We start from the raw sequence: 26,411 nt of genomic DNA on the forward strand, positions 1-26,411 counted from the left end.
AATATATTGCATAAATGGTGCAAAGGCAACATATGTAATATTGGAAAGGATTTCAGTCTATTATTTTCCGTTTTTTCAAATGGAGGTAAAGGGGAGAGGACAATGAAGAAGAACATGTTACGTATAATGGCAACGGTAACTATTATGGGTGGTTTGTTTGTAAGTACGAATGTTCCCAACGTAAAAGCAGAAGAATATCCAGAAATGATTGTGTTTGATGATGTTCCAGTAAACTACTGGGCATATGACGATATAATGGATGTAGTATACAATAAAGTAATGTTAGGGTATGGAAATGGTAAGTTTGGTGTAGGTGATAATGTAACAAGAGAACAAGTAGCAGCAGTGCTGTATCGTACATTGAATTTGAAAAGGGAAGGTCCTTTAAAAAATCCATACAAAGATATTTCTGAGAGAGCAACAATGTTTTTAGATGAAATTTTAGTATTAACAGAGCATGGTATTTTTAAAGGTGATGAAAAAGGAAACTTTAGACCAACTGCACCAGTAACACGCGCAGAAATGGCACAAATTCTTACGAATGCATTTACATTTGAGGTGAAGAAGAACCATACATTTAAAGATGTACCAAATAATCATTGGGCAAAAAATGCGATTAGTGCACTACAGTCTAATCATGTCATAGTAGGAACAGGAAATGGGAAATTTGAACCGAATAAAGTTGTAACACGTGAGCAATATGCAACGTTTTTAAATAGAGCTGTTTTTTATTTTCCAGTAAAAGATGAAGATTATGAATGAAAGTTAAAATATAAGGATGTTTAAGTTATATCAATATAATATATATCGAGAAAAAAGCGCGGGAATTCCACGCTTTTTTCTTATTTAAAATTATTTGTAATTATATCGATTTTCTATTCGTAATTTAGTTTTTCGATTTTAGTGGATAAGAAGAGTTTGAATAAAGTAACTTTTTATTGTTTAAATATACGGTTTAGTAACTTTATTGTTAATAACGTGTAAATAAAAGTATGTGAAATATAGTTCATAAATTAGACAAAAATCACATGAAAATTATATTGTTACGCTTCCATTAATTCTTTATATTAGAAAAAAATATGTTTTTAGGGAGAGAATACTTTGAAGAAAAAGTTTTTAAAAGTAGCAACAGCTTTAACAATTATGGGTGGAGTGGCATTTAGTGCTGAAGGGACAACAGCAAAAGCTGAATTAGCTGCAAAGCCACAACAAGCAAGTCAGGCATTCTTTAAAGATGTACCAGCAGGACATTGGTCTTATGAAGCAATTCAAACTTTAGCAGAACAAGAAATTATGCTTGGTTATGGAAATGGTGTGTTCGGTTTTGGACATAACGTAACACGTGAACAAGTAGCCGCTTTAATTTATCGCACAATGGATTTCAGTGAAGTATTCGAGGAAGGCGATATTCTTGAAAATCCATACAAAGATATTAATGAAAGATCAACAATGTTCTTAGAAGAAATTTTAGTATTAACAGAATTAGGTATCTTTAATGGTGATGGAACTGGAAACTTTAGACCGAAAGATACATTAACACGTGCAGAAATGGCACAAGTGCTTACAGTAGCATATGAGTTAGAAGTAAAAGAAACAAAAGGATTTAAAGATGTACCAAAAGGACATTGGGCAGAAAATGCGATTAATGCAGTAGGTTCAAATGGTATTTCGGTAGGAGATGGAAAGGGTAACTTTGCTCCAAACATGAAAGTAACACGTGAACAATATGCGCAATTCTTATTTAAAACAATTTTTGAATAAATAATAGAAAAAGAAGCTGGTGTTGTATAACACCAGCTTCTTTTTTATGTGTAATACCGGTGGAAGAATACAGTTTTACAAAAAAACAATTAAATTTTCAAAAAAAACTTCCTTTTCTGAAGATTTGTTATATAATATAAAACATAAAATCAAATCTGTTATAAAACAGTTTAAGAAGGGGATGCTAATATGTCGACGCAAACTTCACGGGTTACATTGCCCGGAGAAATGTTGCCAGCGTACAACGAAATATTGACACCTGAGGCGCTTAGTTTTTTGAAGGAACTACATGGAAATTTCAATGAGCGCCGCATAGAACTTTTACAAAAGCGTGCGGAGAAACAAAAGAGAATTGATGCAGGGGAGTTTCCGAAGTTTTTAGAAGAAACGAAGCACATACGTGAAGCTGATTGGACAATTGCTAAATTGCCAAAAGATTTAGAGGATCGCCGCGTAGAGATTACTGGCCCGGTAGATAGAAAGATGGTTATTAACGCTTTAAATTCAGGAGCACATCTTTTTATGGCGGATTTTGAAGATTCGAATTCACCAACTTGGGAAAATGCGATTGAAGGTCAAATAAACTTACGAGATGCAGTAAAGGGAACGATTTCACATAAAAATGAAAACGGAAAAGAATATCATTTAAATAGTAAAACAGCAGTATTAATTGTGCGTCCAAGAGGATGGCATTTAGAAGAAAAACATATGCAAGTTGACGGAAAGAATATGTCTGGTAGCTTAGTAGATTTTGGACTTTATTTTTTCCATAATGCGAAAGCTCTTTTAGCAAAAGGAAGCGGTCCATACTTTTACTTACCGAAAATGGAAAGCCATTTAGAAGCAAGGTTATGGAATGATGTTTTCGTATTTGCTCAAAAATATATCGGTATTCCAAACGGAACGATCAAAGCCACGGTGTTACTGGAAACGATACATGCTTCGTTTGAAATGGATGAAATTTTGTATGAGCTTAAAGATCATTCTGCTGGATTAAATTGCGGAAGATGGGATTATATTTTTAGTTTTCTAAAGGGTTTCCGTAATCATAATCAATTTTTACTTCCAGATAGAGCGCAAGTCACGATGACGGCGCCATTTATGCGCGCGTATTCTTTGAAAGTCATTCAAACATGTCACCGTCGTAATGCACCAGCTATTGGAGGAATGGCAGCACAAATTCCAATTAAAAACAATCCAGAAGCAAATGAAGCAGCTTTTGAAAAAGTTCGTGCGGATAAGGAGCGCGAAGCTTTAGACGGTCATGACGGGACTTGGGTTGCCCACCCGGGACTTGTACCAGTCGCGATGGAAGTATTTAATCACATTATGAAAACGCCGAATCAAATTTTTAGAAAACGTGAAGAAATACATGTTACAGAAAAGGATTTATTAGAAGTACCAGTGGGAACGATTACAGAAGAGGGTCTTCGTCTGAATATTAGCGTAGGTATTCAATATATTGCATCTTGGTTAAGCGGCCGAGGAGCAGCACCAATTTATAACTTAATGGAAGATGCAGCAACAGCGGAAATTTCTAGGGCACAAGTATGGCAATGGATTCGCCATGAAGGTGGAAAATTAAATGATGGCCGTAATATTACACTTGAATTAATGGAAGAGCTAAAAGAAGAAGAGTTAGCAAAAATAGAAAGAGAGATTGGTAAAGAAGCCTTTAAGAAAGGGAGATTCCAAGAGGCGACAACGTTGTTTACAAATCTCGTTCGGAATGATGAATTCGTACCATTTTTAACATTACCGGGTTATGAAATTTTATAAAAAGTGAAAAGGGGATGGAACAAATGAAAAACGAAAGAATCGAGAAATTACAAGAGAGCTGGGAACTAGATACGCGTTGGAAAGGGATTACACGTCCATATTCGGCAGAAGATGTAATTCGCCTGCGCGGGTCAATTGATATTGAACATACGTTAGCGCGCCGCGGTGCTGAAAAGCTTTGGGCATCGCTTCATACGGAAGATTACATTCATGCACTTGGCGCATTAACAGGAAACCAAGCGATGCAGCAAGTAAAAGCTGGGTTAAAAGCAATTTATTTAAGTGGATGGCAAGTAGCAGCAGATGCGAACCTTTCTGGCCATATGTATCCAGACCAAAGTTTATATCCAGCGAACAGTGTACCTGCTGTAGTAAAACGAATTAATCAAACACTTCAACGTGCGGATCAAATTCAGCATATGGAAGGAAGCGGTGATACAGATTATTTCGTACCGATTGTAGCAGATGCAGAAGCTGGATTTGGCGGACAATTAAACGTATTTGAACTGATGAAAGGTATGATTGAAGCGGGTGCATCAGGTGTGCACTTTGAAGATCAATTATCTTCAGAGAAAAAATGCGGTCATTTGGGCGGAAAAGTATTACTACCAACGCAAACAGCGGTGCGCAATTTAATTTCGGCACGCCTTGCGGCAGACGTAATGGGAGTACCGACAATTATCGTTGCAAGAACAGATGCGGATGCAGCAGATTTAATTACGAGCGATATCGATCCTGTTGATAAAGCGTTTATTACAGGAGAAAGAACACCAGAAGGATTTTACCGTACGAAAGCAGGTCTTGACCAAGCGATTGCACGTGGTTTAGCATACGCTCCTTATGCAGACCTCGTTTGGTGTGAAACATCTGAACCAAATTTAGAAGATGCAAAACGATTTGCGGACGCAATTCATAAAGAGCATCCAGGGAAATTGCTTGCATACAACTGTTCACCTTCATTTAACTGGAAACAAAAACTAGATGAGAAAACAATTGCGAGCTTCCAAAAAGAAATCGCATCTTACGGTTATAAGTTCCAGTTCGTAACACTTGCTGGATTCCACTCATTAAACTACGGCATGTTCGAATTAGCACGCGGCTATAAAGAGCGCGGCATGGCAGCGTACTCTGAACTACAACAAGCAGAATTCGCAGCAGAAAAACACGGCTACTCTGCAACTCGCCATCAACGAGAAGTAGGAACAGGTTACTTTGATGAAGTAGCACAGGTGATTACAGGTGGTACTTCATCAACGACAGCATTAAAAGGATCTACAGAAGAAGCACAGTTTACGAAATAAAAGGAAGGGGCCCCTTTTTGAAGGGTGCCCCTTATTATTTTTCGCACGATTCGAGAGTAAATAAAAATATATCGACGATTTTTTCGATATATCTATCATAACTTAAAATATATCAACGATTTTTCAAATATATCGACGATTCGACAAAGGATATCGACTTACCGACAAAAAAAGACAATATGATCAAATCCACTCAGCTCCATGATCACGAATAAACTTCATATCTTTTTCATAATGTTCTAAATGTCCTTCGTCAATCATTCTTTGGAAATTGATGTCGCCTTCGTTTGCTTTACTTTTCATATATGTACATAATGCTTCTAGACGTAGTAGTACCATACCTAAGTAATCTTCATCCATACTTTTACCGTAGGACTGGACGAATAATTTTATTCTTTCTTTCATACGGCCAGCATGTTGTGCCGATTCATAATGAATTGTCTCGCCTGATTCCGTATAATACACTCTACTTAAAGGCACACAAGTATACAGTGTATAAGCGATATCCCAACTTCTTGGTCCAGGGGCAGCAACATCGAAATCAATAATTCCTACTGGCTTCTCGTTATTAAATATAATGTTATATATAGCAAAATCATTGTGGCATAAAACCTCAATATTATTTGGGGTATGGTCCATAGGTTTCCAATCATCTAATAACGGAAAGTCACTTACAGCATCATGATAAAGGCGAAGCATCTTTGCTATTTCTTTTAACACATCATTAGATCGCATATATTCTTTTAAAGGATAATTCCCAGCCTCTCCTTCAATAAAAGATAAAATCTCTCTATTTTTCTCATCTATACCTAAAAACTTTGGTGCGTAATGAAAACTTTTGTTTTCTAAATGCTGTAATAACTTATGAATTTTTACACTGTCTGGCTTCAATTCTCGCCGAACAGTATTTTTAGAACGATATACGTTTGAGACGTTTCCCCCTGTAAGCTTTTCTTCGTTTGTGTAGTTTGACATTTCATCCCCTCCAGTAAGTACTGTCAGATTACATTTTAACACGTAGAAAAAGGAATATAGTGGCATTCGAAAGATTTGTTTATTTTTATTCAAATAAGATATTGATAATTGCATACGTGATTTAATTTGTCAGTTATTTTCAAAAAAGATTGTACATTTTATTTTAATGTGCTATGATAATGTCAGTTGAATAGTTAAATTAAGCAATCCATATATTATCAAGTGCTGAAAACGAACGAGAAAAAGTATGTGAGAACTAGTTTATGTTTCGTATTTGATAATGTGTGGATTCTTTTTTTAGATAGGAAAACTAAAAATTTAAAAAAATGTATTTTCTTAGGAGGAAATAATTATGGCAGTAACAGGACAAGTAAAATGGTTTAACAACGAAAAAGGCTTCGGTTTCATCGAAGTTCCAGGCGAAAACGACGTATTCGTACATTTCTCTGCAATCGAAACTGACGGTTTCAAATCTCTAGAAGAAGGTCAAAAAGTTAGCTTCGAAATCGAAGATGGTAACCGTGGACCTCAAGCTAAAAACGTAATCAAACTATAATTTTATAGTTGATGATGGAAAAAAGGATGGCTAATGCCATCCTTTTTTTAGGTTGTGGAGAAAGTTTTCCCAGAGCCTGTTTTTATATCTAAATCTCTTTTTCTATGTTACAACGGGTGAAAAATTATCTGGAATGCGTATTAGTTTCTGTAGAAGAATTAGTTCAGCAAGAGCATTTGCTGCGTATGATAGTAAATAACTATAAATTTGTATTCTCTGTTGAAATAGGGAAATCTTTTCCAGATAGACCTTGAGTAACATCTTTTTTGTTAGTATTGTTGTTAGAATTTTGTTCGTCTTGAGATGATGTTTCTAACATTTGTTCTTGCTCCTTACTAGGGGTATTCAGAGCATCTGATGGGACGCTATTAATCTGTTGGCTTAATAGACTTTTTTTCTCCATATTATACAGCTCCTTTTTGGAATTAGATAAAAAACGAATGTAATCATAAATAATCACTTACATATTTTGTGTTTTGAAGTGGAATTATATACAAAACTTATATTGCAGATTTAACGAGTTAAAAAGTTGCTAGTGATTTATAAAGGTGAAGTTCTTAATGAAAATGGGTAACACGTACAAGTACTTTTTAACGTAGTGGATAATTTTTTATATGTAATAATATTAGAAAATAAAGGGGATACAGGGACACTCGGAAGAAAATATGAATATGAAGAAGAGTAAAAGGCTTTCCAAAATAGAAAGCCTTTTACTCTTCTTTTTCAACTTTTTTCTTCGCGCTTTTCTTACATTCAGAGCATTTCGATTTACGAAAAGGCTTTGCAAAAAATAATAGAATGAAAAATAAAGCGAATATAATGCTAGCTGGGTTGTTCACGATCACAATGCTGCTATTTTTCATGTGAATCGTTGGTTGCATTTCTTTTTCTTTCATAGTGGACCTCCATATATTGGATTTTTATTTTAATTATAGCAAAGTTAATTGTCTTAATGATGCGAAATGAGGAAGTAGTTGTAAATATTTATAGGTAGTATAAATAGATTTTGTATAGGTTTATTATTATAAAAATAATATATTTTTATTTTATAATTTAAAAGGTATTTGACAAATAATAAAGTATTGTAAAAAAGCGGAATCTGTAAGCCATTTCCTTTTCATAGATGCTAAAATTATACATGCAGCTGCTAATATAAATAGAAAAAAGGAGATAGTGGAATATGGAAAGTAAAGTAGAACGCTACGTCGAAAACTATGTTGTAAATAAAAATACAATGGCCTTACTTCCTGTAATTCTCAGTGAAAAGAAAATTGTTACGCGAGTTGTTGAAGTGCAAGACTCTTTTTTCGTATTTCAAAAACCTCTAGATATTATAGAAAGAAGTTGTCGCAAGCATGGTTCTAGTTTCTTAGGCAGAAAAGAAGGAACGAAAGAGTTAACTCACATTACACATAAAGCACCAATTGCAATTAGTCCGACCGATCAACTTTATTTTTTCCCTACCTATTCGTATTCTAGAAAAGAGTGCGCGTGGTTATCTCATTTTTATATTGAAAGCAATAAAGAATTAAAAGATGGAAACCTTATTATCCGATTTATAAATGGTTTTGCTGTGAAGTTAGAGATATCGAAAACTAGTTTTGAAAATCAACAAAATCGTACTGCGAAATTGCGAACGGAGTATGAAGATCGTAGGAAAAAACAAGGGAATCCTTGCTTTAAAGAGGTTGATCAAAGGGATGAATCAACATTAAGACCAGCTTATGAGAGAGTGTATGTTGTTAGAGAAGAGGATGTGTGAGAGGAAAAGGATGAGGTGACTCATCCTTTTTGATTTCATTATATATACAGTTTACGTTGTAAGATTTATAAACAAAATGAGAGAATGTAAAAACTTTTGTTCTCGAAGGGTTCAAGATAATATATAATTACAATATAATGGAAAAATTATACATATTTACTATAGTGTGAACATACAGTATATTTTTTCATTCTGTATAAAAAGGAGATGGTATGTTGAAAAGGAACCTGTTATTTTGGGCGCAATATATTCTTGCTTTGCCTATATTTTTTCTTACATTTGTGTTTACTAGTTTCACTGGTAGTCAGTTGATGATAGTCGCTGATAAACGATATTTTGTTTTCACACCTCAAAATACGACAGATTATAGTCAAATTAGTGAAATTGATAAATTGCTATTTGCTTTTTCAATTCAACCGTTTGTCACTATAGTATGTTTTCTGTCAATCGTGTATGTACTGACACTTATTGTCTTTCAAATTATTGAATGTAAGAAGAAAAGAAAGATATTACATAGCCTGCAATATATGATTCTTATACCAATTTTTCTTTATTTGTGGTTAGGAACGATGGAATTTTCCGCAGTTAATTTAACGTGGATAGATAACTGGAAAGATTATCTTATCTTCACTCCTGCAACTATAACGAATGAAGAAGATATATATATGATTGATAAATTTTTATACAAATTTCGAATGATACCTATTCGGAGTACATTATTAATACTATCTTTCTTACATATGTTAATACTTATCGTGATTGACAGTGTACGCTTGCTAAAAAAATTGCTTGTAAGAACTAGCCATTAGAGGATTGTTTGAAGGTAAAATAATCATCCGTCGCTACCTATATGAAAAAGACTAATTATTACTTTTTGCATTTTCTTCTTTCTCATAAAATATAACCATTAAGCTATAATCGGCGCATGTTATTTAAAATAACTTCACGTCCTGTCGAATATTGATAGATTATCATAGCATAATAATGAAGGAATTCTCATGAAAGATATGGAAACTTAATAATTACATCTCCATATGTCGTATCTACCATTTCCTCTTTCATATAGGCAATGATACAGTAGAGGTAGTACTTAGAGTAAAGGGGTAAAGTGTAGAATGGATTTTCAGACAATCAAAGAGTATTTTTCACCAGAAAATATGGATCATATCGTTGAAAGCTATAAAGCGTTCGGACCACTTCTTGGTATTGGGTTACCGATGATAGAGGCGCTAATTCCAGCATTGCCACTTATCGTATTTGTACTGGCGAATGCTGTTGCATTTGGATTTTGGCTCGGTTTTCTTTATTCTTGGCTTGGATCAGTAATGGGTGCCTTACTTGTCTTTTTCATAATCCGCCATTTTGGCCGAAGTCGTTTCTTTTCTTTTGTAAATAAGCATGAGAAAGTACGAAAGGCAATGGGGTGGATTGAAAGGAAAGGGTTCGCACCGATTTTCGTCATATTTTGTTTTCCGTTTACACCATCTGCGCTTATAAATGTTGTTGCTGGTCTATCTCGCATTAGTGTAAAACAGTTTGGCCTTGCGCTCGCGTTCGGAAAGCTTGTGATGATTTTTATTTTAACGTATATCGGTCATGATTTAATGTCATTTATTCATAATCCGGTGAAATCAGTCATTGTAGCAATTGGTATTTTTATTTTATGGTATGTCGGTAAGAAAATCGAAGTAAAGTTAGAACTACATTAAGAATAGTCTTCTTTGTAAAGGAAAGCTTCATTATTAAAGGATAAGGGGAGAAGCGGATGAAGAAAACTTTGAAAAAAGAAGGCATAGAGTGGATACGAACAATTTTAATTGGTGTATTATTAGCTGTATTTTTTCGAACGTTTTTCTTTTCAACGTACGTTGTAGAGGGGAAATCAATGATGCCGACATTGCAAGATGGCAATATGCTCGTTGTAAATAAGGTGAGTTATCAAGTGGGGGACTTGAATAGGTTTGATGTTGTTGTGTTTCATGCGAATAAAAAAGAGGACTACGTAAAACGAATTATCGGTTTACCTGGGGATCATATTGAATATAAGCATGATAAACTATATATAAACGGACAATTCGTAGATGAACCTTATCTAGAGAAATATAAGAAAGAGATAAATGGACGACAACTAACAGGTGACTTTACGCTAGAAGAGTTAACGAAGGAAAAAACGGTGCCGCCTGGATATATTTTTGTAGTAGGTGATAACCGCCTCGGGAGCTGGGATAGTAGACATTTTGGTTTTGTAAAAGCTGATACAGTTGTCGGTAAAGTTGATTTACGATATTGGCCAATTCAAGAGGTGCAAACGAATTTTTCAAAAGGTTGATATAATAGGTAGAAGTATAGAAAAAGACAAACTACTCCGTTTGTCTTTTTTCGTGTCCTATAATACAATTATAGTAGCAAACTAACGTTCGTTATGTAAGTGAAAGGTGGGGTTACATGTCACTTCGATTTGTGATTGGTAGAGCGGGAAGTGGAAAAAGTACACTTTGTTTACACGAAGTGCAAGAAGAGTTAAAACAGCGCCCAAGAGGGGAAACAATATTATATCTTGTGCCAGAACAGATGACATTCCAAACGCAGCAGGCGTTAATTGGTAGTGAAGATGTTAGAGGTTCTATTCGGGCACAAGTTTTTAGTTTTTCACGATTAGCGTGGAAAGTATTGCAAGAAGTTGGCGGAGCGAGTCGTCTTCACATTGATGAAGCGGGCGTACATATGTTACTTCGTAAAATTGTAGAGTCTCGTAAAGATGGATTATCGGTATTCCAAAAAGCAGCGGAGCAAAATGGTTTCTTTGAACATCTTGGCAGTATGATTGCGGAGTTTAAACGATATAACGTGACGCCATCAAACGTATATGAAATGTGGCAACAATTAGATGCACATAGTAGCAGTGCTGAACAAAAGCTATTAGCGAATAAAGTGTATGATTTACAGTTATTATATGATGATTTTGAACGTGCTTTAATCGGAAAGTACTTAGATTCAGAAGACTATCTGCAATTGCTAGTGGAAAAGCTTCCGCAGTCTGAATATGTAAAGGGAGCTGAAATTTATATAGATGGCTTCCATTCATTTTCACCGCAAGAACTAGAAATTGTAAGACAGCTTATGATTTGCGGTGCGAGAGTGACAATTACATTAACGATAGATGAAAAAACGTTAGCGCAGCCAGTAAATGAACTAGATTTATTTTATGAAACGACGTTAACGTATGAAAAAATAAAACAAGTAGCGCGTGAAGAGAAAATAGAAATTGAAAAAACGATTCCGCTTATGGAACAACCGCGTTTTCATTCTCCAGCATTAGCGCATTTAGAAGCTCATTATGAAGCGCGTCCGAATGAGAAATTTAACGGGGAAGCAAGTGTAACGATTCATACAGCCGCGAATTTACGAGCTGAAGTAGAAGGCGTTGCTCGTGAAATTCGTAGACTTGTGGCAGATGAAAACTATCGTTACCGGGATATTGCGGTTCTTCTTCGTAACGGGGAAAGTTATTACGATGTAATGCGGACTCTATTTACAGATTATAATATCCCGCACTTCATCGATGAAAAACGCCCGATGTCACACCATCCGTTAGTAGAATGTATTCGTTCTGCACTCGAGATTATTAGCGGGAATTGGCGTTATGATGCAGTATTTCGCTGCGTGAAAACAGAGCTTTTATATCCATTAGACGTAAGAAAAGAAACGATGCGCGAAGAGATGGATGAGTTTGAAAACTACTGTTTAGCGTACGGTGTACAAGGGAAAAGATGGACTTCTGAAGATCCGTGGATGTATCGCCGCTATCGTTCTCTTGACGATACGGACGGGATGATTACAGACAGTGAACGTGAAATGGAAGAGAAAATAAATCGATTGCGTGGCGTTGTAAGAACGCCTGTTATTCGTATGCAAAAAAGACTGAAGCGTGCGGGAACGGTTATGCAAATGTGCGAAGCTGTTTACTTATTTTTAGAAGAGCTTGACGTTCCGAAAAAATTAGAAGCATTACGTATTCGTGCAGAAGAGAGCGGAGATTTCTTATTTGCGACAGATCATGAACAAGTATGGGAAGAAGTAATGAGTCTTCTTGATACGTTCGTTGAGATGCTTGGCGAAGAAAAAATGTCACTTTCTATGTTCACAGACGTTATGTCGACAGGTCTTGAGGCGCTTCAATTCGCAAACATTCCGCCGTCATTAGACCAAGTGTTAATTGCGAATATTGATCGTTCTAGATTATCAAATGTGAAAGCAACATTCGTCATTGGAGTGAATGAAGGTGTGATTCCAGCAGCACCGATGGATGAAGGTATGCTTTCTGATGAAGAAAGAGATGTTCTTAGCGCTGCAGGTATTGAACTCGCACCAACGACGAGACAAACTTTATTAGAAGAACAGTTTGTTATGTACCAAATGGTAACGAGAGCAACTGAGAAATTATACATTTCATGCCCGCTTGCAGATGAGGAAGGAAAGACGTTACTTGCTTCTAGCTTTATTAAGAAAATAAAAAGAATGTTCCCTGATGTGAAAGATACATTTATTACGAACGACGTAAATGATTTATCACGTTCGGAACAAATTTCATATGTAGCAACACCAGAAGTAACGTTGTCATATGTTATGCAGCAACTTCAAACGTGGAAGCGATATGGATTTGAAGGCAACTTAGACTTTTGGTGGGATGTATATAATTTCTACGTTACTTCAGATGAATGGAAGCAAAAAAGTAGCCGCGTATTATCAAGCTTATTCTACCGAAATCGTGCGCAAAAGCTAAGTACAGCTGTAAGTAGAGATTTATACGGAGATAAAATAAAAGGAAGCGTTTCTCGTATGGAATTATTTAACCGTTGTGCGTACGCTCATTTTGCGCAGCACGGTTTATCATTAAGAGAGCGTGATATTTTCAAACTTGATGCGCCAGATATCGGAGAGCTCTTCCATGCAGCGCTGAAGAGAATTGCAGATAGGCTATTACGTGAAAACCGTACTTGGGCGGATTTATCAATAAAAGAGTGTGAGCATCTTTCTGCTGTAGTAATAGAAGAGATTGCACCGTTATTACAAAGACAAATTTTATTAAGTTCAAACCGTCACTTCTATTTAAAACAAAAACTACAACAAATCATTTTCCGTACGTCAATCATTCTTCGTGAACATGCGAAGTCTAGCGGTTTCGTACCAGTTGATCTAGAAGTGCCATTTGGTATGGGCGGTACAGGATCACTTCCGCCAATGGAATTCTCGTTACCTAATGGTGTGAAGATGGAAGTAGTTGGACGTATTGACCGTGTTGATAAGGCAGAAGATGAAAACGGAACATTCCTACGTATTATTGACTATAAATCAAGCTCAAAAGCGTTAGACTTAACGGAAGTGTATTACGGATTAGCACTTCAAATGTTAACGTATTTAGATGTTGTTACTTCAAATGCGCATACGTGGATGAAAAAAGGCGGCACGGCATCACCAGCTGGTGTATTGTATTTCCACATTCATAACCCAATTGTGGAGGTAAAAGGTGACGCATCTGAAGCAGAAATTGAAAAGGAAATTTTAAAGAAATTCAAAATGAAAGGTCTCGTACTAGGAGATGCTGACGTTGTTCGTTTAATGGATAACAAACTTTCAACAGGAAGTTCTGATATTATTTCTGCTGGTCTGAAAAAAGACGGTAGTTTTAGTGCGCGTTCAAGTATTGCCAGTGAACAAGAGTTTAACGTCCTGCAAAAATACGTACACCATACGTTTGAAAATATCGGGAAAGACATTACAGAAGGCGTTATTGATATTGCTCCTTACAAAAAGGGGAATAAAGCGGCATGTACGTTCTGTAACTTCAAATCTGTTTGTCAGTTTGATGAATCACTTGAAGATAACCAATTCCGTACGCTAAAAGATATGAAAGATAGCGAAGCGATGGAGAAAATTAGAGAGGAGGTTGGCGGAGAATGATAGAAAATTGGCCTAAAAAACCAGAAGGTAGTCAGTGGACAGATGACCAGTGGAAAGCGGTTGTAGCGAACGGACGTGATATTTTAGTCGCGGCAGCAGCAGGATCAGGGAAAACAGCAGTATTAGTTGAACGTATTATTAAAAAGATTATTAATGAAGAAAACCCAGTCGATGTCGACCGCCTGCTCGTTGTAACATTTACGAATGCAGCGGCGCAAGAGATGAAAAACAGAATTGGGGAAGCGTTAGAAAAAGTATTAATTGATGAGCCTGGCTCTCAGCACATCCGAAAGCAGCTGAGCTTATTAAATAAAGCTTCCATTTCAACGATCCATTCATTTTGTTTACAAGTCATTAGAGGATATTATTACATGCTTGATGTTGATCCTCGTTTCCGCATTGCGAATCAAACCGAAAATGAATTGTTAAAAGAAGAAGTGCTAGATGACATATTAGAAGAAGAGTATGGGATAGAAGATAATACGATATTCTTTGAACTCGTTGATCGTTATACGAGTGACCGTAGTGACGATGATTTACAACGTATGATTTTAGCGCTTCATACAGAATCAAGAGCGCATCCAAATCCGGAAAAATGGCTCGATAAATTAGTAGAAGCATATGACGTCGAAGGAAAGACAATTGAAGATTTAGTGTACGCCTCTTACTTATTAGAAGATGTGAAATTCCAGCTTGAAACAGCGGAACAGCATATTCGGAAAGCAACGGAACTCGCAATGCTTCCTGACGGTCCAGCGCCTCGCGTTGAAACCCTGCAAGCAGATTTAGCTTTACTTGGAACGTTATCATCAGCTGCTCGTGAGTCATGGACAAGCGTATATGAAGCGATGCAAAACGTATCGTGGCAAACGTTAAAGCGTATTAAGAAAAGCGATTATAACGAGGATGTTGTGAAACAAGTAGACTCTCTTCGTAATAAAGCGAAAGATGAAGTAAAGAAATTACAAGAAGAGCTATTTAGTCGCAAACCTGAAAGTTTCTTACGAGATTTTCAAGATATGCATCCTGTATTAGAAAAACTCGTACAGCTTGTAAAAGTATTTACAGAGCGTTTCCAAGCGATGAAGCGAGATAAAGGAATGGTCGATTTCACAGATTTAGAGCATTTCTGTTTACAAATTTTAAGCGAACAAAGTGAAGAAGGTGAAATGAAGCCATCAGCTGTAGCACTTCAATATCGTAATAAATTTGCTGAAGTATTAGTCGATGAATATCAAGATACGAACTTCGTACAAGAATCGATTATTAAATTCGTAACGAAAGATTCTGAGAGTGAAGGAAACTTGTTTATGGTTGGTGACGTGAAGCAGTCGATTTATCGTTTCCGACTAGCAGAACCAGGATTATTCTTAGGAAAGTATAAACGCTTCACGCAAGAAGGGTTAGGCGGCGGAATGAAAATTGACTTAGCGAAAAACTTCCGTAGTCGTCATGAAGTGTTAGCGGGTACAAACTTTATCTTCAAACAAATTATGGGCGAAGAAGTTGGGGAAATTGATTACGATGCTGACGCTGAATTAAAGCTAGGTGCTAGTTATCCAGAAGGTGAAGATGTAGCAGCTGAACTATTGTGCATTCAGCAAACAGAAGAAGAAGTAATAGACGGTGAAGAAGGTGCGGAAGTAGAAAAAGCACAGCTTGAAGCACGTCTTATGGCGCAGCGCATTAAAGCGATGGTTGATTCAGGTTATGAAGTGTATGATCGTAAAACGGATAGTATGCGCCCTGTACAATACCGCGACTTCGTTATTTTACTTCGCTCCATGCCGTGGGCACCGCAAATTATGGAAGAGTTAAAATTGCAAGGAATTCCAGTATACGCTGATCTTGCGACTGGTTACTTTGAAGCGACAGAAGTAAATATTATGATGAACGTATTCCGCGTTATTGATAATCCGATGCAAGATATTCCGCTTGCAGCAGTACTTCGTTCCCCAATCGTTGGATTAAATGATGAAGAACTTGCAACGCTTCGTGCTCATGGGAAGAAAGGATCGTTTTATGAAGTAATGAGCTCATTCTTAAAAGGGGCACCGCTTGAAGAAGAAAAAGAACTACATGATAAATTAGAGTGGTTCTATAACTTATTACAAGGATGGCGTGAATTTGCGCGCCAACAGTCTCTTTCTGATTTAATTTGGAAAGTGTACGGTGAGACAGGTTATTATGACTTTGTCGGTGGTTTACCAGCTGGAAAGCAAAGGCAAGCAAACTTGCGTGTACTATATGACCGCGCAAGACAATATGAAGCAACATCGTTTAGAGGACTATTCCGCTTCTTACGCTTTATTGAGCGTATTTTAGAACGCGGTGATGATATGGGTACGGCGAGAGCTTTAGGTGAACAAGAAGATGTCGTTCGCATTATGACAATTCATAAAAGTAAAGGACTTGAGTTTCCAGTCGTATTTGTCGCTGGACTTGGTCGTCGCTTTAATACACAAGACTTAATGAAGCGTTTCTTACTGCATAAAGACTTCGGTTTTGGTTCGCAATTTATCGATCCTCGTAAACGAATTAAATATACGACATTATCACAACTTGCAATTAAGCGTAAAATGAAAATGGAATTAATTGCGGAAGAAATGCGCGTCTTATACGTAGCGTTAACACGTGCAAAAGAGAAGTTAATTTTAATTGGAACAGTTAAGGATGCAACTAAGGAAATGGAAAAATGGCTGGATGCGAGAGAGCATAGTGAATGGTTATTACCAGATCATATACGTGCCGGAGCGTCTTGCTACTTAGACTGGATTGCACCTTCATTATATAGACACCGTGATAGTGAAATACTTCTTGAATTAGGACAAGGAAGTGTTCCAGATGAAATTTATGGGTATGACACTAGCTGGAAAGTAGAAGTTGTTGACGGTAACACGTTACTCGCGCCAGAACCGGTTCAAGAAGAAAAACAAGAATTGTTAGAAGCACTTCGTGAGAAAAAGGCCGTTCCATTAGAGAGTGAACGGAAAGAAGAGGTGTACGATAGATTAATGTGGAAGTACGGATATGAGGAAGCGACATCTCATCGTGCGAAGCAATCTGTTACAGAAATAAAGAGAAATTATCAATCTGAAGAAGGTAGCGATAATGCCTTTATTAAAAAATTACGTGCACCAATTAGGACACGTCCTCGTTTTATGGAGAAAAAGGGATTAACATATGCAGAGCGCGGAACAGCAGTACATGCCGTTATGCAGCATGTTGATTTGAAGAAGCCGATTACAGAAGAAGTGATTCGGGAGCAAATTGCTGGAATGGTAAATAAAGAATTATTAACATTCGAGCAGGCGGAAGAAATTGCGATTGAAAAAGTAATTTCATTCTTTGATAGTGACCTAGGTAAAAGGGTATTAGCGGCGAAAAGTGTTGAGCGTGAAGTACCATTTACGATGATGCTTGCAGCAGAAGAAGCGTATCAAGATTGGCAAGGGCAGAGCGGGGAATCCATTCTTGTCCAAGGGGTTATTGACTGCATGATTGAAGAGGAAGATGGTATTACTTTAATCGACTTTAAAACGGATACGATTGAAGGGAAGTTCCCAGGTGGATTTGATCAAGCGAAACCAATTTTAGAAGAGCGATATAAAGTCCAGCTTTCGTTATATGCAAAGGCACTTGAGAAAAGCTTACAACATCCTGTGAAAGAGAAATGTTTATACTTCTTTGATGGTAATCATGTTATAAAAGTTGAGGAATAGAGGGGCTTGCAAATGGTAACGGAAAAAACGTTAAGAACGTGTGAAAAAGGACATGAGTACTATAAAAGTAACGATTGTCCCACTTGCCCAACCTGTGAGAAAGAGAGAACGCCAAAAGAAGGGTTTCTTTCCCTTCTTTCAGCGCCAGCAAGAAGGGCGCTAGAGCATCATGGAATTCATACTGTAGAAGAACTCTCAAAGTATAGCGAGAAAGAAATTTTAAAGCTACATGGTATGGGACCAGCATCTTTGCCAAAGCTTAGAAAGGCTTTGGAGGAAAGCGGGTTATCATTTAAATAAAAGAAAAAGTAGGAGATATTCTCCTACTTTTTTTACGCTGTTCCAATCTGGTCTTGATCCGCCACATCAGAATCAAACGTATTTGTTGCACTAACACCGTTAAAAGTATTCACGACAAATCCAACATTGGAAGCTCCGGATCCATTATAAGCTTTCGTATTTTCTTTCGGAGACACGTTATAAAAATCCCCTAAATTGAAAGAACCATTACTGTTTTGCACGACGAGATTTCCAACAACAGAAGGCATACCATCCACCTACTTTACTAAGCTTTTTAATTACTATATGAATTATTGTGCGGAAGGTTCATCCGTAATATATTGGCGAATTTGCATAATACGAGAGTTATTAAAAACATAATCAACATTTCCAATTTGAAATCCACCAGAGTTTAAAAGTGTGCGCAATTCAACGTTATTCACTTCAATAAAAGGACATTCATTTATAATGTTTAATTTTACATCTGTCGTTCGTTTTGGGATTGTGATGTATTCATCTGTAAAGATTTCAAATGCATCTAAGCGGCCTTCGTCTTTTATATAACAAGGGAATTCCCGGTGGACGGCAAGAGCTCGACTTTTTAATTCCATTTGATTGGCATCTCCAACTTGAAATACGGCAGCAATTCCTAACGAAACAATAGAAACATTTTGGACAGCAGACACATGATGTAACATAATCTATCAGTCTCCTTAACCTGGAGTAGGAGGGACATCTGTTACTAATGGCACAAATGGACCCTCTGTAACAGTTTCAAACGGCGTATCAAGAATAGAAGATAGAATGAGGAAATTTGCATCCCCAATTAAAAAGAGTGCGGACGACGATACACCGTTCATTTTAATCTGTCCGACTTTGAACTCGCGGTTTACAACGTTAAGGTTCATACATACTTACTCCTTTCGGAAATTGCCCGGTATGTGTTGAATAAACGAAAGGAAGGCCTTGTCGATATCATGTTTCATAGCTTGAATAATGATATCTCGTAAATAATCTGGATCTGTTGAAATCCCTTCATGTGATTGTGCTTGTGATAAATAATAAGGAAGTCTATGCTCCATCTGTTTCTTTATGTCGTCAACCATCATTTGTCGATACATTTCATCGAGTGGCGTTCTCTCTTCTTGTTCAAAATGGAGAATTCGATTATATGCTTCTTCATCTAAGTAACGATGCATTTCCTGAAGGATACCTTGGTAAAAGTCTGGATTTGTGTCAGTTTCAGGATTGACCTTCAAAGTTTCCGTGTCAACTTGAAAATCCTCAATTTGTTGTCCTTTTGTTGAAAATGGATTTAATCCAATATTTAAAGTGCCATTTAAATTTTCTACTTTTAATTGATCGAATTTATATTCCACTTTTCCTATAGAAGAGGAGGGGCGACTTTTTAATTCATTAAGCTCTTCTTGTAATTGACGAACTTGATCTTCTAAGTTAAGAATGGTCGCTTGTTGTGCTTGAAGAGCTTGTTGAAGTTGGTGTAAGTAAGTATATATATCTTGATTCATTTGTGAAACCTCCTTTTCAATAGGGAGGGTAAATATATTCCTACTATATATTTATGACAAGGATGTCTTAAGAAGAACTAGTTGATGGTTTGATAGAAATAATTTGTCCTTTTGCCTGTAATGGGCGAAGGGGTTCTGTAAATCCGCCAGTATTTGAGAATTTAGATAGGGCTTTAATACTTCCGGCAGTACCAATTTGGAATACAGAAGAGGTTGTAATGCTATCAATTTTAATACTGTTAATGATGATGCTTTGGTTTACATAAAAATTCAATACAATCGCCCCCTTTAAGTTGAACCAATTATCGCTTGATCAACAACATCTGAATCATTAACAGTCGTTGCGCTTTGATAATTGTAGACAGAAACGTTATCTCCAACATTAAAAGAGCCGGCCCCAGCGAAAGCGCGTGAATAACTAATAGGCCTAATCGCAAATACATCTCCAATATGAAAAATACCACTTGATCCAATATTAACGATACGAATATGTCCGACCATAGCTGGCATACAAAACACCTTTCGTTTTTAAAATTTTCTTTTCTACTATTGTATGGGCGTTTTTAATAAAATGTGTGTTTTTTTGAAATAAAAGAAACACACACGTTATTGTGTGTGTGTGTGTCGAGTGTTTGATTAGGGTGAAAATCCGTATGTACATGCCAAATTGCATTTAAGAGCCTGTCCAGTTCTTGGCTACAATCCACTGTTTTTTGAGAAGTCATTCCGTAGCGTTCAGCAAAATAAATCATTTTTTCACGTTTTTTTTCAATCGCTTGCTCAAACATTGAAATCGGCTCCATCTCTAAATGAAATTTTTAGTATATATGTAGTACATATTATACAAAAAAACATAAAAAAGAAATGCATTCGCTAAAAAAAGTAAAATTTCTACATTTTATGCCAAATGATAAAGGAGTAACGAATCGGATATGAGAAGAATATTGTAAAAATTAGCGTGTATGAGAAGGTTTTTTTCTTACAGATGCGAATACAATTAAAAGGTATGAGTTTTAGGATGGAGAGTGGAAATGTTGCGTTTGGTAACGGCGAAAAAAGAAGAAAAGGTATTTGTAGGTATTGTGGATGAAGAAGAAGAAAAGGTATTGCACTTAAGAGAAGCGCAAAGGCAAAAGGGAGAAAAGGTTACAATCCCTATTACAATGTTAGAATGTATTGAAAGAGGAACCGAATGTGTTGAAAAAATGTGTGAAATTGTCAATTGGGCGAAGGAAAATGAAGGAACGGCGTATTACCCGTTAACTGAGGTGAAAATATTAGCACCAATTCCAAGGCCAAGAAAGAATATTCTTTGCGTTGGAAAAAATTATCGTGAGCATGCGATGGAAATGGGCGGCGTAGAGTCAATTCCAGAAAATATAATGATCTTTACGAAAGCACCAACGACAGTGATTGGAATGGATGAAAAAATTAATAGTCATCCCCACGCAACAAATGAATTAGACTATGAAGGGGAACTAGCTATCGTCATTGGTAAGCGAGGGAAACAAATAAAAAAAGAAAAAGCGCTTGAGCATGTTTTTGGTTATACCATTATAAATGATATAACTGCTCGCGACATTCAAAGGAAGCATAAGCAATTTTTTCTTGGAAAAAGTTTCGATACATTTTGTCCGATGGGACCGTATTTAATTCATAAATCGATGGTTAGTGCGCCAAATGCATTACACATTGAAACGGTAGTAAATGGAGAAGTAAGACAAACTTCAAATACAAATAAAATGATTTTTTCAATAGAAGAAATCATTTCAACGATAAGTAAAGGAATGACATTAGAACCAGGAGATATTATTGCAACAGGAACCCCGGCTGGTGTTGGAAAAGGTTTCACACCACCGAAGTTTTTGCATGCCGGTGATGAAGTAGTTATTACAGTAGAAGGAATTGGTACTTTGCGAAATGTAGTGAAGTGAAGAAAAGAGCTATCTTATTACTAGATAGCTCTTTTCTATGGTCTTGGGTGATAGAGGTAATCGATAACGGAAAAAGTGTAAAGACCAATGACTGCAAGTGTACAAATGCCAAATAGTATAACCGTAAGTGCGCTTTTTTCGCGTCCAAAACCAATGATAGTAAGAATAACAGTAGTCCAAAATGATGCTTTCAGTAGTGTGAATGTAGTGGGAGTTGAGTAGTGACTAAGCGATGTTACGGAAAGTAGGAAGCCAAAGAATGTAACTAAAAGAAAAGTTGTAGCTAAATAGTTAATATGTTTGCCGTATCTTAATAACATATCGCACCTCCTTTATGATTTTAAAATACAGAAAATTGCAATTTTATTTTAGTATAAATCAATATAAAATGAAAGAGGTTGTCCTAACATGTAGGACAGCCTCTCTATTATTACGATAATACCGCTTTAATTTTTTGGAATGCCCACTCTAAATCTTCTTCAGAGATTACTAGAGGTGGTGCGATACGAATTACATTTTCGTGCGTTTCTTTACATAATAGACCCGCTGCTTTTAGTTGTTCACAGTAAGGACGGGCTGGCTCGTTTAATTCGATACCGATAAATAAACCTTTACCGCGAACTTCAGTAATCATTGGGTTATCGATTTCTTTTAATTGTCCAACTAATTTTTCACCTAATTGAAGAGAACGCTCTGTTAATTTTTCTTCTTCTAACACTTCAAGAGCTGCGATAGAAACAGCACATGCAAGTGGATTACCACCGAATGTAGAACCGTGAGAACCTGGCTCAAATACCCCTAAAATGTCGCGGTTTGCTGCAACGCAAGAGATTGGGAATACGCCGCCGCCAAGTGCTTTACCAAGTATGTACATGTCAGGAGTTACACCGTCCCAGTCACAAGCAAATACTTTACCAGTACGGCCTAAGCCAGTTTGGATTTCATCTGCTACGAATAAAACGTTTTCTTTTTTACATACTTCAAGAGCTTCTTTTAAGAAACCAGCTGGTGGGATGTTAATCCCTGCTTCACCTTGGATTGGCTCTAAAATGAATGCAGCTGTGTTTGGTGTAATAGCAGCTTTTAACGCTTCTAAATCACCGTAAGGAATTACAACGATGCCAGGAAGCATTGGACCGAATCCGCGCTTGTACTCTTCGTTTGAAGACATAGAAACAGCGCCCATCGTACGTCCGTGGAAGTTATCTTCACAAACGATAATTTCAGCACGGTTTGCTTCTACTTTCTTCACATCATAAGCCCATCGGCGAGCTGTTTTAATTGCAGTTTCAACAGCTTCTGCACCTGTATTCATTGGAAGTACCATTTCTTTATTAGTTAGTTTCGCAACTTTTTCGTACCAAGGGCCTAATTGATCGCTATGGAAAGCACGAGAAGTTAACGTAACACGATTAGCTTGGTCAATTAAAGCGTTAATAATTTTTGGGTGACGATGCCCTTGGTTTACTGCAGAATATGCACTTAATAAGTCCATATAGCGATTTCCTTCAGGATCTTCTACCCAAACGCCTTCCGCTTTAGAAATAACGATTGGAAGTGGGTGATAGTTATTTGCTCCGTATGTGTCTGTAAGTTCGATAATATCCTTAGTTTGAATCATGATTGTTCCCCCTTTTGTTATTACAAGAAGTTTGTAAATACTCTAAATATTATATCATTTAAATGTAAAAAAGCGAAACATTTCCTGAAAATAAATGAACATGTTATCATATAGAGTGAAAAAGTGTGAAAAGAGGAGGTAAGGGATACGATGGTACATATGCATATTACAGCATGGGCGTTAGGTTTAATTTTATTCTTCGTTGCGTATTCACTTTATTCAGCAGGAAGAAAAGGGAAAGGTGTACATATGGGGCTTCGCCTAATGTACATTATCATTATTGTGACGGGCGTTTGGTTATACCTAGATCAAACTATAGTTGATAAGAGCTATCACATGTGGTACGGTCTAAAAATGCTAGCTGGTATTTTAGTTATCGCTGGAATGGAAATGGTTCTTGTGAAAATGAGCAAGAACAAGGCAACGGGGGCATTCTGGGGATTATTTATTATCGCGCTTGTAGCGGTATTTTATCTAGGACTGAAATTACCGATTGGTTGGCAAGTATTCTAATAAAGAAAATAAAACCACCTTATAATCTCAAATATTTGGGAAATAAGGTGGTTTTTTATTTTATGTTGCATCGATATGCAACTCTTCTCCGTTTACTTTCGTAAAACGAAACATATTTTTATTTGACGTAGCGTGACGAACGAAATGGTGCTGCAATGTACAAATCATCTCTTCGTTATCAAATAAAAGAATATTTACTCCTTCGCATGCTTCCTCTTTCGGTAAAAAGGATAAATAATTATGACAATACATGCAATCATATAAAGAGTAATGAAGTGATTGCAATGCCTCTGTTAATAAGGCAAAGACAGAGTCAGGTAATTCCTCAAGCCATTCTGTATAGCTAAGGAGTAATTTTTTACGAATGCGTATCATTTCCCCATTTTGCAAATGGTGCTGTTCGTTGGCGATTTGTAATATATCTTGTTCATAGAAACGAGCCGGTAGCCAGTTGTTGTTATATAAAATTTCAAATCCATCTTCGGCAATATCTTCTAATAAAAATGCTTCCTCATTTTCATCATCAAAGAATACCCATTCATTGTTTATATATTCTACATTACCGACCGTATGAGCGCGAGGCTGGTTATATAAAATATGTTTACGTTGTATCATACACGATTTCTCCTTTTGAAAAGTAGTTATTCCTGTTATAGACAGTTCGTGCATTCTTTATAACTAGACACATCTACACATAGGTGGGCATACAATAAAACACGTTTTACTGAGTGAAAATGCTATTCCGTATATGGATAGTAGGTTATCGTCAAGTTTTTCATTTTGTAATCCGCACCTCTTAGGGTGGGGATTACTGCACGTTCAAGAAAAGAAATAAGATGGAAGGATGATTTATATGTGCGGGATTACAGGATGGGTGGATTATAAACGCTCATTAGAAGGAGAACGGGATGTCGTTACGAAGATGGCTGAGACGTTAGCGAAGCGTGGCCCAGATGATAATAAAGTTTGGATTAAAGGCAATGTCGCATTTGGGCATAAACGGTTAATCGTTGTTGATCCTGAAGGTGGTAAGCAGCCGATGACTTGCTTAAAGGACGAAGCGAATTATGCAATTTGCTATAACGGCGAACTGTATAACACGGAAGATATTCGAAAGGAACTATTAAGAAGAGGATATACGTTCAAAGGTCATTCTGATACGGAAGTACTATTAGCATCGTATATGGAATGGAAAGAAGAATGTGTCGATCATTTAAACGGTATATATGCGTTTGCTGTATGGGATGAACAGAAAGAACAAGTGTTTATTGCACGTGATCGATTAGGTGTAAAACCGCTATTTTATAAATATGACAGTGGGCGATTACTATTTGGCTCAGAGTTAAAAGCGATATTGGCGCATCCAGATGTGAAGGCGGAAGTGACGTTAGAAGGATTATCTGAAATATTTGGCCTTGGACCATCTAGAACGCCTGGTCACGGCATTTATGCTGGTATAAAAGAATTACGTCCAGGTCATGCGATGACATTTTCAAAGAACGGTTTATGCATATGGAGATATTGGAATGTGGAAAGTAAAAAGCATGAAGATTCTTTTGAAGAGACAGTAGAGAAAACGCGCTTTTTATTACAAGATGCGATTACAAGGCAGCTCGTTTCTGATGTACCACTGTGTACTTTTCTATCAGGTGGTGTAGACTCGAGCGCGATTACAGCAATTGCTGCGAAAGAATACGAAAGATCAGGAAAAGGGCAATTACACACATATTCGATTGATTACGAAGATAATGACAAATACTTTAAAGCAAATGCGTTTCAGCCAAATTCAGATGCACCATTTATTCATTTGATGACTGAAACGTTTCAAACAATCCATCATCGCTGCGTCATTTCAAATGAACAATTAGCGCAGTATTTAACCGAAGCAGTGCTCGTTCGCGATTTACCTGGTATGGCAGATATTGATTCGTCATTATTATGGTTTTGTCGAGAGATTAAACAAGATTTTGTCGTCGGTCTATCGGGGGAATGTGCAGATGAAATATTTGGTGGTTATCCGTGGTTTTATAGAGAGGATGATTTACAATCGAGTGCATTTCCGTGGATGCGCTCTACAGAAGCGCGTGAACAACTGCTAAAAAAAGAATGGAGAAATAAATTAAACTTACAACAATATGTACAACAGCGCTATGAAGAGTCCATTCAAGAAGTTCCTATTTTAGAGGGAGAAAGCCCAATTGAAGCAAAGAGACGACAATTATTTTATTTAAATATGGTATGGTTTATGACAACATTATTAGACAGAAAAGACCGTATGAGTATGGGTGCAAGCTTAGAAGTACGCGTTCCATTTGCGGATCACCGACTTGTCGAATATGCTTGGAATATTCCTTGGGAAATGAAAATGTATAAAAATCGCGAAAAAGGTCTATTACGTAAAGCGTTAGAAGGATTACTTCCAAATGACATCTTATATAGAAAGAAGAGCCCGTATCCGAAAACACATAATCCGCACTATACGAAAGCAGTAACAGTATGGCTACAAGATTTATTAACAGATAAAGGATCGATTTTACACGAACTATTTGATAAAGAACAGCTGAGCGGATTAATTGAGTCAGGCGGCAGTGCATTCCAAACGCCATGGTATGGTCAATTAATGACTGGGCCACAACTTTTAGCTCATTTAGCACAAATTCACGTTTGGTTTAAAGAATATGGAGTAAATATTAAAGAATAGGAGAAAAGCGACTTACT

At 36.7% G+C, this 26,411-nt stretch carries 27 protein-coding genes and 1 pseudogene; 15 read left to right on the forward strand and 13 right to left on the reverse strand.

The window, feature by feature from the left end; genetic code table 11:
- Window positions 1–102 precede the first annotated feature (102 nt).
- The 4 genes from EGX95_RS04520 to aceA all read left to right on the forward strand — a co-directional run bounded on the left by EGX95_RS04520 (window position 103) and on the right by aceA (window position 4,841).
- On the forward strand, window positions 103–762 hold the full coding sequence (locus EGX95_RS04520; protein WP_000739939.1) for an S-layer homology domain-containing protein: 660 nt from the start codon (window positions 103–105) through the stop codon (window positions 760–762).
- A 339-nt stretch (window positions 763–1,101) separates the two neighbouring features.
- Window positions 1,102–1,761 carry an S-layer homology domain-containing protein gene (locus EGX95_RS04525; RefSeq protein ID WP_000726288.1) on the forward strand — a complete coding sequence of 220 codons (660 nt, stop codon included), beginning with the start codon at window positions 1,102–1,104 and terminating at the stop codon, window positions 1,759–1,761.
- A gap of 189 nt (window positions 1,762–1,950) precedes the next feature.
- Complete coding sequence (aceB, locus tag EGX95_RS04530; RefSeq protein ID WP_000107304.1) at window positions 1,951–3,540, forward strand: malate synthase A; 1,590 nt, start codon at window positions 1,951–1,953, stop codon at window positions 3,538–3,540.
- 23 nt (window positions 3,541–3,563) lie between these two features.
- Window positions 3,564–4,841: an isocitrate lyase gene (aceA, locus tag EGX95_RS04535; RefSeq protein ID WP_000787352.1), complete on the forward strand. Its 1,278-nt coding sequence runs from the start codon at window positions 3,564–3,566 to the stop codon at window positions 4,839–4,841.
- 183 nt (window positions 4,842–5,024) lie between these two features.
- Here aceA and EGX95_RS04545 read toward each other — a convergent pair whose 3' ends face one another.
- The gene (locus EGX95_RS04545; RefSeq protein ID WP_000074040.1) at window positions 5,025–5,816 is read right to left on the reverse strand and encodes a phosphotransferase; all 792 of its coding nucleotides are present in this window, start codon (window positions 5,814–5,816) and stop codon (window positions 5,025–5,027) included.
- 352 nt (window positions 5,817–6,168) lie between these two features.
- Between EGX95_RS04545 and cspA the strand changes: the two genes are divergently transcribed.
- Window positions 6,169–6,372: an RNA chaperone/antiterminator CspA gene (gene cspA, locus EGX95_RS04550; protein ID WP_000301518.1), complete on the forward strand. Its 204-nt coding sequence runs from the start codon at window positions 6,169–6,171 to the stop codon at window positions 6,370–6,372.
- Window positions 6,373–6,571: 199 nt separating this feature from the next.
- Here the strand turns inward: cspA and EGX95_RS04555 are convergent, their stop codons facing one another.
- Together EGX95_RS04555 and EGX95_RS04560 are read right to left on the reverse strand one after the other, a co-directional pair.
- On the reverse strand, window positions 6,572–6,775 hold the full coding sequence (locus EGX95_RS04555) for a hypothetical protein (RefSeq protein WP_000412679.1): 204 nt from the start codon (window positions 6,773–6,775) through the stop codon (window positions 6,572–6,574).
- A gap of 307 nt (window positions 6,776–7,082) precedes the next feature.
- The gene (locus EGX95_RS04560; RefSeq protein ID WP_000659564.1) at window positions 7,083–7,268 is read right to left on the reverse strand and encodes a hypothetical protein; all 186 of its coding nucleotides are present in this window, start codon (window positions 7,266–7,268) and stop codon (window positions 7,083–7,085) included.
- A gap of 284 nt (window positions 7,269–7,552) precedes the next feature.
- Between EGX95_RS04560 and EGX95_RS04565 the strand changes: the two genes are divergently transcribed.
- The 7 genes from EGX95_RS04565 to EGX95_RS04595 all read left to right on the forward strand — a co-directional run bounded on the left by EGX95_RS04565 (window position 7,553) and on the right by EGX95_RS04595 (window position 18,117).
- Window positions 7,553–8,134, forward strand: a complete 582-nt coding sequence (locus EGX95_RS04565; protein WP_000444431.1) for a competence protein ComK — start codon at window positions 7,553–7,555, stop codon at window positions 8,132–8,134.
- Window positions 8,135–8,346: 212 nt separating this feature from the next.
- Complete coding sequence (locus EGX95_RS04570) at window positions 8,347–8,943, forward strand: DUF4306 domain-containing protein (protein ID WP_002027215.1); 597 nt, start codon at window positions 8,347–8,349, stop codon at window positions 8,941–8,943.
- Between the two features lie 306 nt (window positions 8,944–9,249).
- The gene (locus EGX95_RS04575) at window positions 9,250–9,843 is read left to right on the forward strand and encodes a TVP38/TMEM64 family protein (RefSeq protein WP_000347516.1); all 594 of its coding nucleotides are present in this window, start codon (window positions 9,250–9,252) and stop codon (window positions 9,841–9,843) included.
- A 56-nt stretch (window positions 9,844–9,899) separates the two neighbouring features.
- On the forward strand, window positions 9,900–10,463 hold the full coding sequence (lepB, locus tag EGX95_RS04580; RefSeq protein ID WP_000751900.1) for a signal peptidase I: 564 nt from the start codon (window positions 9,900–9,902) through the stop codon (window positions 10,461–10,463).
- A 116-nt stretch (window positions 10,464–10,579) separates the two neighbouring features.
- Window positions 10,580–14,095 (forward strand): helicase-exonuclease AddAB subunit AddB, encoded by a 3,516-nt coding sequence (addB, locus tag EGX95_RS04585; RefSeq protein WP_000058550.1) that lies wholly within the window; start codon window positions 10,580–10,582, stop codon window positions 14,093–14,095.
- Window positions 14,092–17,817: a helicase-exonuclease AddAB subunit AddA gene (gene addA, locus EGX95_RS04590; RefSeq protein ID WP_000572275.1), complete on the forward strand. Its 3,726-nt coding sequence runs from the start codon at window positions 14,092–14,094 to the stop codon at window positions 17,815–17,817. The genes addB and addA overlap by 4 nt, the downstream gene beginning before the upstream one ends.
- A gap of 12 nt (window positions 17,818–17,829) precedes the next feature.
- Window positions 17,830–18,117 (forward strand): RNA polymerase alpha subunit C-terminal domain-containing protein, encoded by a 288-nt coding sequence (locus EGX95_RS04595; RefSeq protein WP_000255716.1) that lies wholly within the window; start codon window positions 17,830–17,832, stop codon window positions 18,115–18,117.
- 32 nt (window positions 18,118–18,149) lie between these two features.
- On the opposite strand, the gene gerPF is transcribed toward EGX95_RS04595, so the two are convergent.
- From gerPF to EGX95_RS04630, 7 genes and pseudogenes are all read right to left on the reverse strand, one after another.
- On the reverse strand, window positions 18,150–18,365 hold the full coding sequence (gene gerPF / locus EGX95_RS04600) for a spore germination protein GerPF (protein WP_001141566.1): 216 nt from the start codon (window positions 18,363–18,365) through the stop codon (window positions 18,150–18,152).
- 42 nt (window positions 18,366–18,407) lie between these two features.
- The gene (locus tag EGX95_RS04605) at window positions 18,408–18,794 is read right to left on the reverse strand and encodes a spore germination protein GerPE (protein WP_000902314.1); all 387 of its coding nucleotides are present in this window, start codon (window positions 18,792–18,794) and stop codon (window positions 18,408–18,410) included.
- A gap of 15 nt (window positions 18,795–18,809) precedes the next feature.
- Entirely contained in the window at window positions 18,810–19,004 is a 195-nt protein-coding gene (gene gerPD / locus EGX95_RS04610; protein ID WP_001052802.1) for a spore germination protein GerPD, read from the reverse strand.
- A 6-nt stretch (window positions 19,005–19,010) separates the two neighbouring features.
- Complete coding sequence (gene gerPC, locus EGX95_RS04615) at window positions 19,011–19,625, reverse strand: spore germination protein GerPC (protein ID WP_001070747.1); 615 nt, start codon at window positions 19,623–19,625, stop codon at window positions 19,011–19,013.
- A 67-nt stretch (window positions 19,626–19,692) separates the two neighbouring features.
- Window positions 19,693–19,899 (reverse strand): spore germination protein GerPB, encoded by a 207-nt coding sequence (gerPB, locus tag EGX95_RS04620; protein WP_001012508.1) that lies wholly within the window; start codon window positions 19,897–19,899, stop codon window positions 19,693–19,695.
- Window positions 19,900–19,913: 14 nt separating this feature from the next.
- Window positions 19,914–20,135 carry a spore germination protein GerPA gene (gerPA, locus tag EGX95_RS04625; RefSeq protein ID WP_001111188.1) on the reverse strand — a complete coding sequence of 74 codons (222 nt, stop codon included), beginning with the start codon at window positions 20,133–20,135 and terminating at the stop codon, window positions 19,914–19,916.
- Between the two features lie 104 nt (window positions 20,136–20,239).
- Window positions 20,240–20,413, reverse strand: a pseudogene (locus tag EGX95_RS04630) (aspartyl-phosphate phosphatase Spo0E family protein); the annotation flags it as partial.
- A 243-nt stretch (window positions 20,414–20,656) separates the two neighbouring features.
- Here EGX95_RS04630 and EGX95_RS04635 point away from each other — a divergent pair.
- A complete protein-coding gene (locus tag EGX95_RS04635) occupies window positions 20,657–21,559 on the forward strand; it encodes a fumarylacetoacetate hydrolase family protein (protein WP_000945297.1) in 903 nt (300 codons plus the stop codon).
- A gap of 35 nt (window positions 21,560–21,594) precedes the next feature.
- Here the strand turns inward: EGX95_RS04635 and EGX95_RS04640 are convergent, their stop codons facing one another.
- Window positions 21,595–21,879, reverse strand: coding sequence for a hypothetical protein (locus EGX95_RS04640; protein ID WP_000926868.1), 285 nt, complete (start codon window positions 21,877–21,879; stop codon window positions 21,595–21,597).
- Between the two features lie 110 nt (window positions 21,880–21,989).
- Complete coding sequence (gene rocD / locus EGX95_RS04645) at window positions 21,990–23,180, reverse strand: ornithine aminotransferase (protein WP_000616655.1); 1,191 nt, start codon at window positions 23,178–23,180, stop codon at window positions 21,990–21,992.
- Between the two features lie 150 nt (window positions 23,181–23,330).
- Between rocD and EGX95_RS04650 the strand changes: the two genes are divergently transcribed.
- Complete coding sequence (locus EGX95_RS04650) at window positions 23,331–23,693, forward strand: YisL family protein (RefSeq protein ID WP_000233503.1); 363 nt, start codon at window positions 23,331–23,333, stop codon at window positions 23,691–23,693.
- A gap of 60 nt (window positions 23,694–23,753) precedes the next feature.
- On the opposite strand, the gene EGX95_RS04655 is transcribed toward EGX95_RS04650, so the two are convergent.
- Window positions 23,754–24,308, reverse strand: coding sequence for a DUF2777 domain-containing protein (locus tag EGX95_RS04655; protein ID WP_000616053.1), 555 nt, complete (start codon window positions 24,306–24,308; stop codon window positions 23,754–23,756).
- A 238-nt stretch (window positions 24,309–24,546) separates the two neighbouring features.
- On the opposite strand from EGX95_RS04655, the gene asnB reads away from it, so the two are divergent.
- Complete coding sequence (gene asnB, locus EGX95_RS04660) at window positions 24,547–26,394, forward strand: asparagine synthase (glutamine-hydrolyzing) (protein ID WP_000333977.1); 1,848 nt, start codon at window positions 24,547–24,549, stop codon at window positions 26,392–26,394.
- Window positions 26,395–26,411: the final 17 nt, after the last annotated feature.

This window comes from Bacillus sp. FDAARGOS_527, from assembly GCF_003812125.1.
In the GTDB taxonomy this organism is placed as follows: Bacteria; Bacillota; Bacilli; order Bacillales; family Bacillaceae_G; genus Bacillus_A; species Bacillus_A paranthracis.

Coding starts and splice junctions, on each gene's coding strand:
- EGX95_RS04520 (WP_000739939.1), top strand. CDS start 103: ATGAAGAAGAACATGTTACGTATAATGGCAACGGTAACTATTATGGGT.
- aceB (WP_000107304.1), top strand. CDS start 1,951: ATGTCGACGCAAACTTCACGGGTTACATTGCCCGGAGAAATGTTGCCA.
- aceA (WP_000787352.1), top strand. CDS start 3,564: ATGAAAAACGAAAGAATCGAGAAATTACAAGAGAGCTGGGAACTAGAT.
- EGX95_RS04545 (WP_000074040.1), bottom strand. CDS start 5,816: ATGTCAAACTACACAAACGAAGAAAAGCTTACAGGGGGAAACGTCTCA.
- cspA (WP_000301518.1), top strand. CDS start 6,169: ATGGCAGTAACAGGACAAGTAAAATGGTTTAACAACGAAAAAGGCTTC.
- EGX95_RS04555 (WP_000412679.1), bottom strand. CDS start 6,775: ATGGAGAAAAAAAGTCTATTAAGCCAACAGATTAATAGCGTCCCATCA.
- EGX95_RS04560 (WP_000659564.1), bottom strand. CDS start 7,268: ATGAAAGAAAAAGAAATGCAACCAACGATTCACATGAAAAATAGCAGC.
- EGX95_RS04565 (WP_000444431.1), top strand. CDS start 7,553: ATGGAAAGTAAAGTAGAACGCTACGTCGAAAACTATGTTGTAAATAAA.
- EGX95_RS04570 (WP_002027215.1), top strand. CDS start 8,347: ATGTTGAAAAGGAACCTGTTATTTTGGGCGCAATATATTCTTGCTTTG.
- EGX95_RS04575 (WP_000347516.1), top strand. CDS start 9,250: ATGGATTTTCAGACAATCAAAGAGTATTTTTCACCAGAAAATATGGAT.
- lepB (WP_000751900.1), top strand. CDS start 9,900: ATGAAGAAAACTTTGAAAAAAGAAGGCATAGAGTGGATACGAACAATT.
- addB (WP_000058550.1), top strand. CDS start 10,580: ATGTCACTTCGATTTGTGATTGGTAGAGCGGGAAGTGGAAAAAGTACA.
- addA (WP_000572275.1), top strand. CDS start 14,092: ATGATAGAAAATTGGCCTAAAAAACCAGAAGGTAGTCAGTGGACAGAT.
- EGX95_RS04595 (WP_000255716.1), top strand. CDS start 17,830: ATGGTAACGGAAAAAACGTTAAGAACGTGTGAAAAAGGACATGAGTAC.
- gerPF (WP_001141566.1), bottom strand. CDS start 18,365: ATGCCTTCTGTTGTTGGAAATCTCGTCGTGCAAAACAGTAATGGTTCT.
- EGX95_RS04605 (WP_000902314.1), bottom strand. CDS start 18,794: ATGTTACATCATGTGTCTGCTGTCCAAAATGTTTCTATTGTTTCGTTA.
- gerPD (WP_001052802.1), bottom strand. CDS start 19,004: ATGAACCTTAACGTTGTAAACCGCGAGTTCAAAGTCGGACAGATTAAA.
- gerPC (WP_001070747.1), bottom strand. CDS start 19,625: ATGAATCAAGATATATATACTTACTTACACCAACTTCAACAAGCTCTT.
- gerPA (WP_001111188.1), bottom strand. CDS start 20,135: ATGCCAGCTATGGTCGGACATATTCGTATCGTTAATATTGGATCAAGT.
- EGX95_RS04635 (WP_000945297.1), top strand. CDS start 20,657: ATGTTGCGTTTGGTAACGGCGAAAAAAGAAGAAAAGGTATTTGTAGGT.
- EGX95_RS04640 (WP_000926868.1), bottom strand. CDS start 21,879: ATGTTATTAAGATACGGCAAACATATTAACTATTTAGCTACAACTTTT.
- rocD (WP_000616655.1), bottom strand. CDS start 23,180: ATGATTCAAACTAAGGATATTATCGAACTTACAGACACATACGGAGCA.
- EGX95_RS04650 (WP_000233503.1), top strand. CDS start 23,331: ATGGTACATATGCATATTACAGCATGGGCGTTAGGTTTAATTTTATTC.
- EGX95_RS04655 (WP_000616053.1), bottom strand. CDS start 24,308: ATGATACAACGTAAACATATTTTATATAACCAGCCTCGCGCTCATACG.
- asnB (WP_000333977.1), top strand. CDS start 24,547: ATGTGCGGGATTACAGGATGGGTGGATTATAAACGCTCATTAGAAGGA.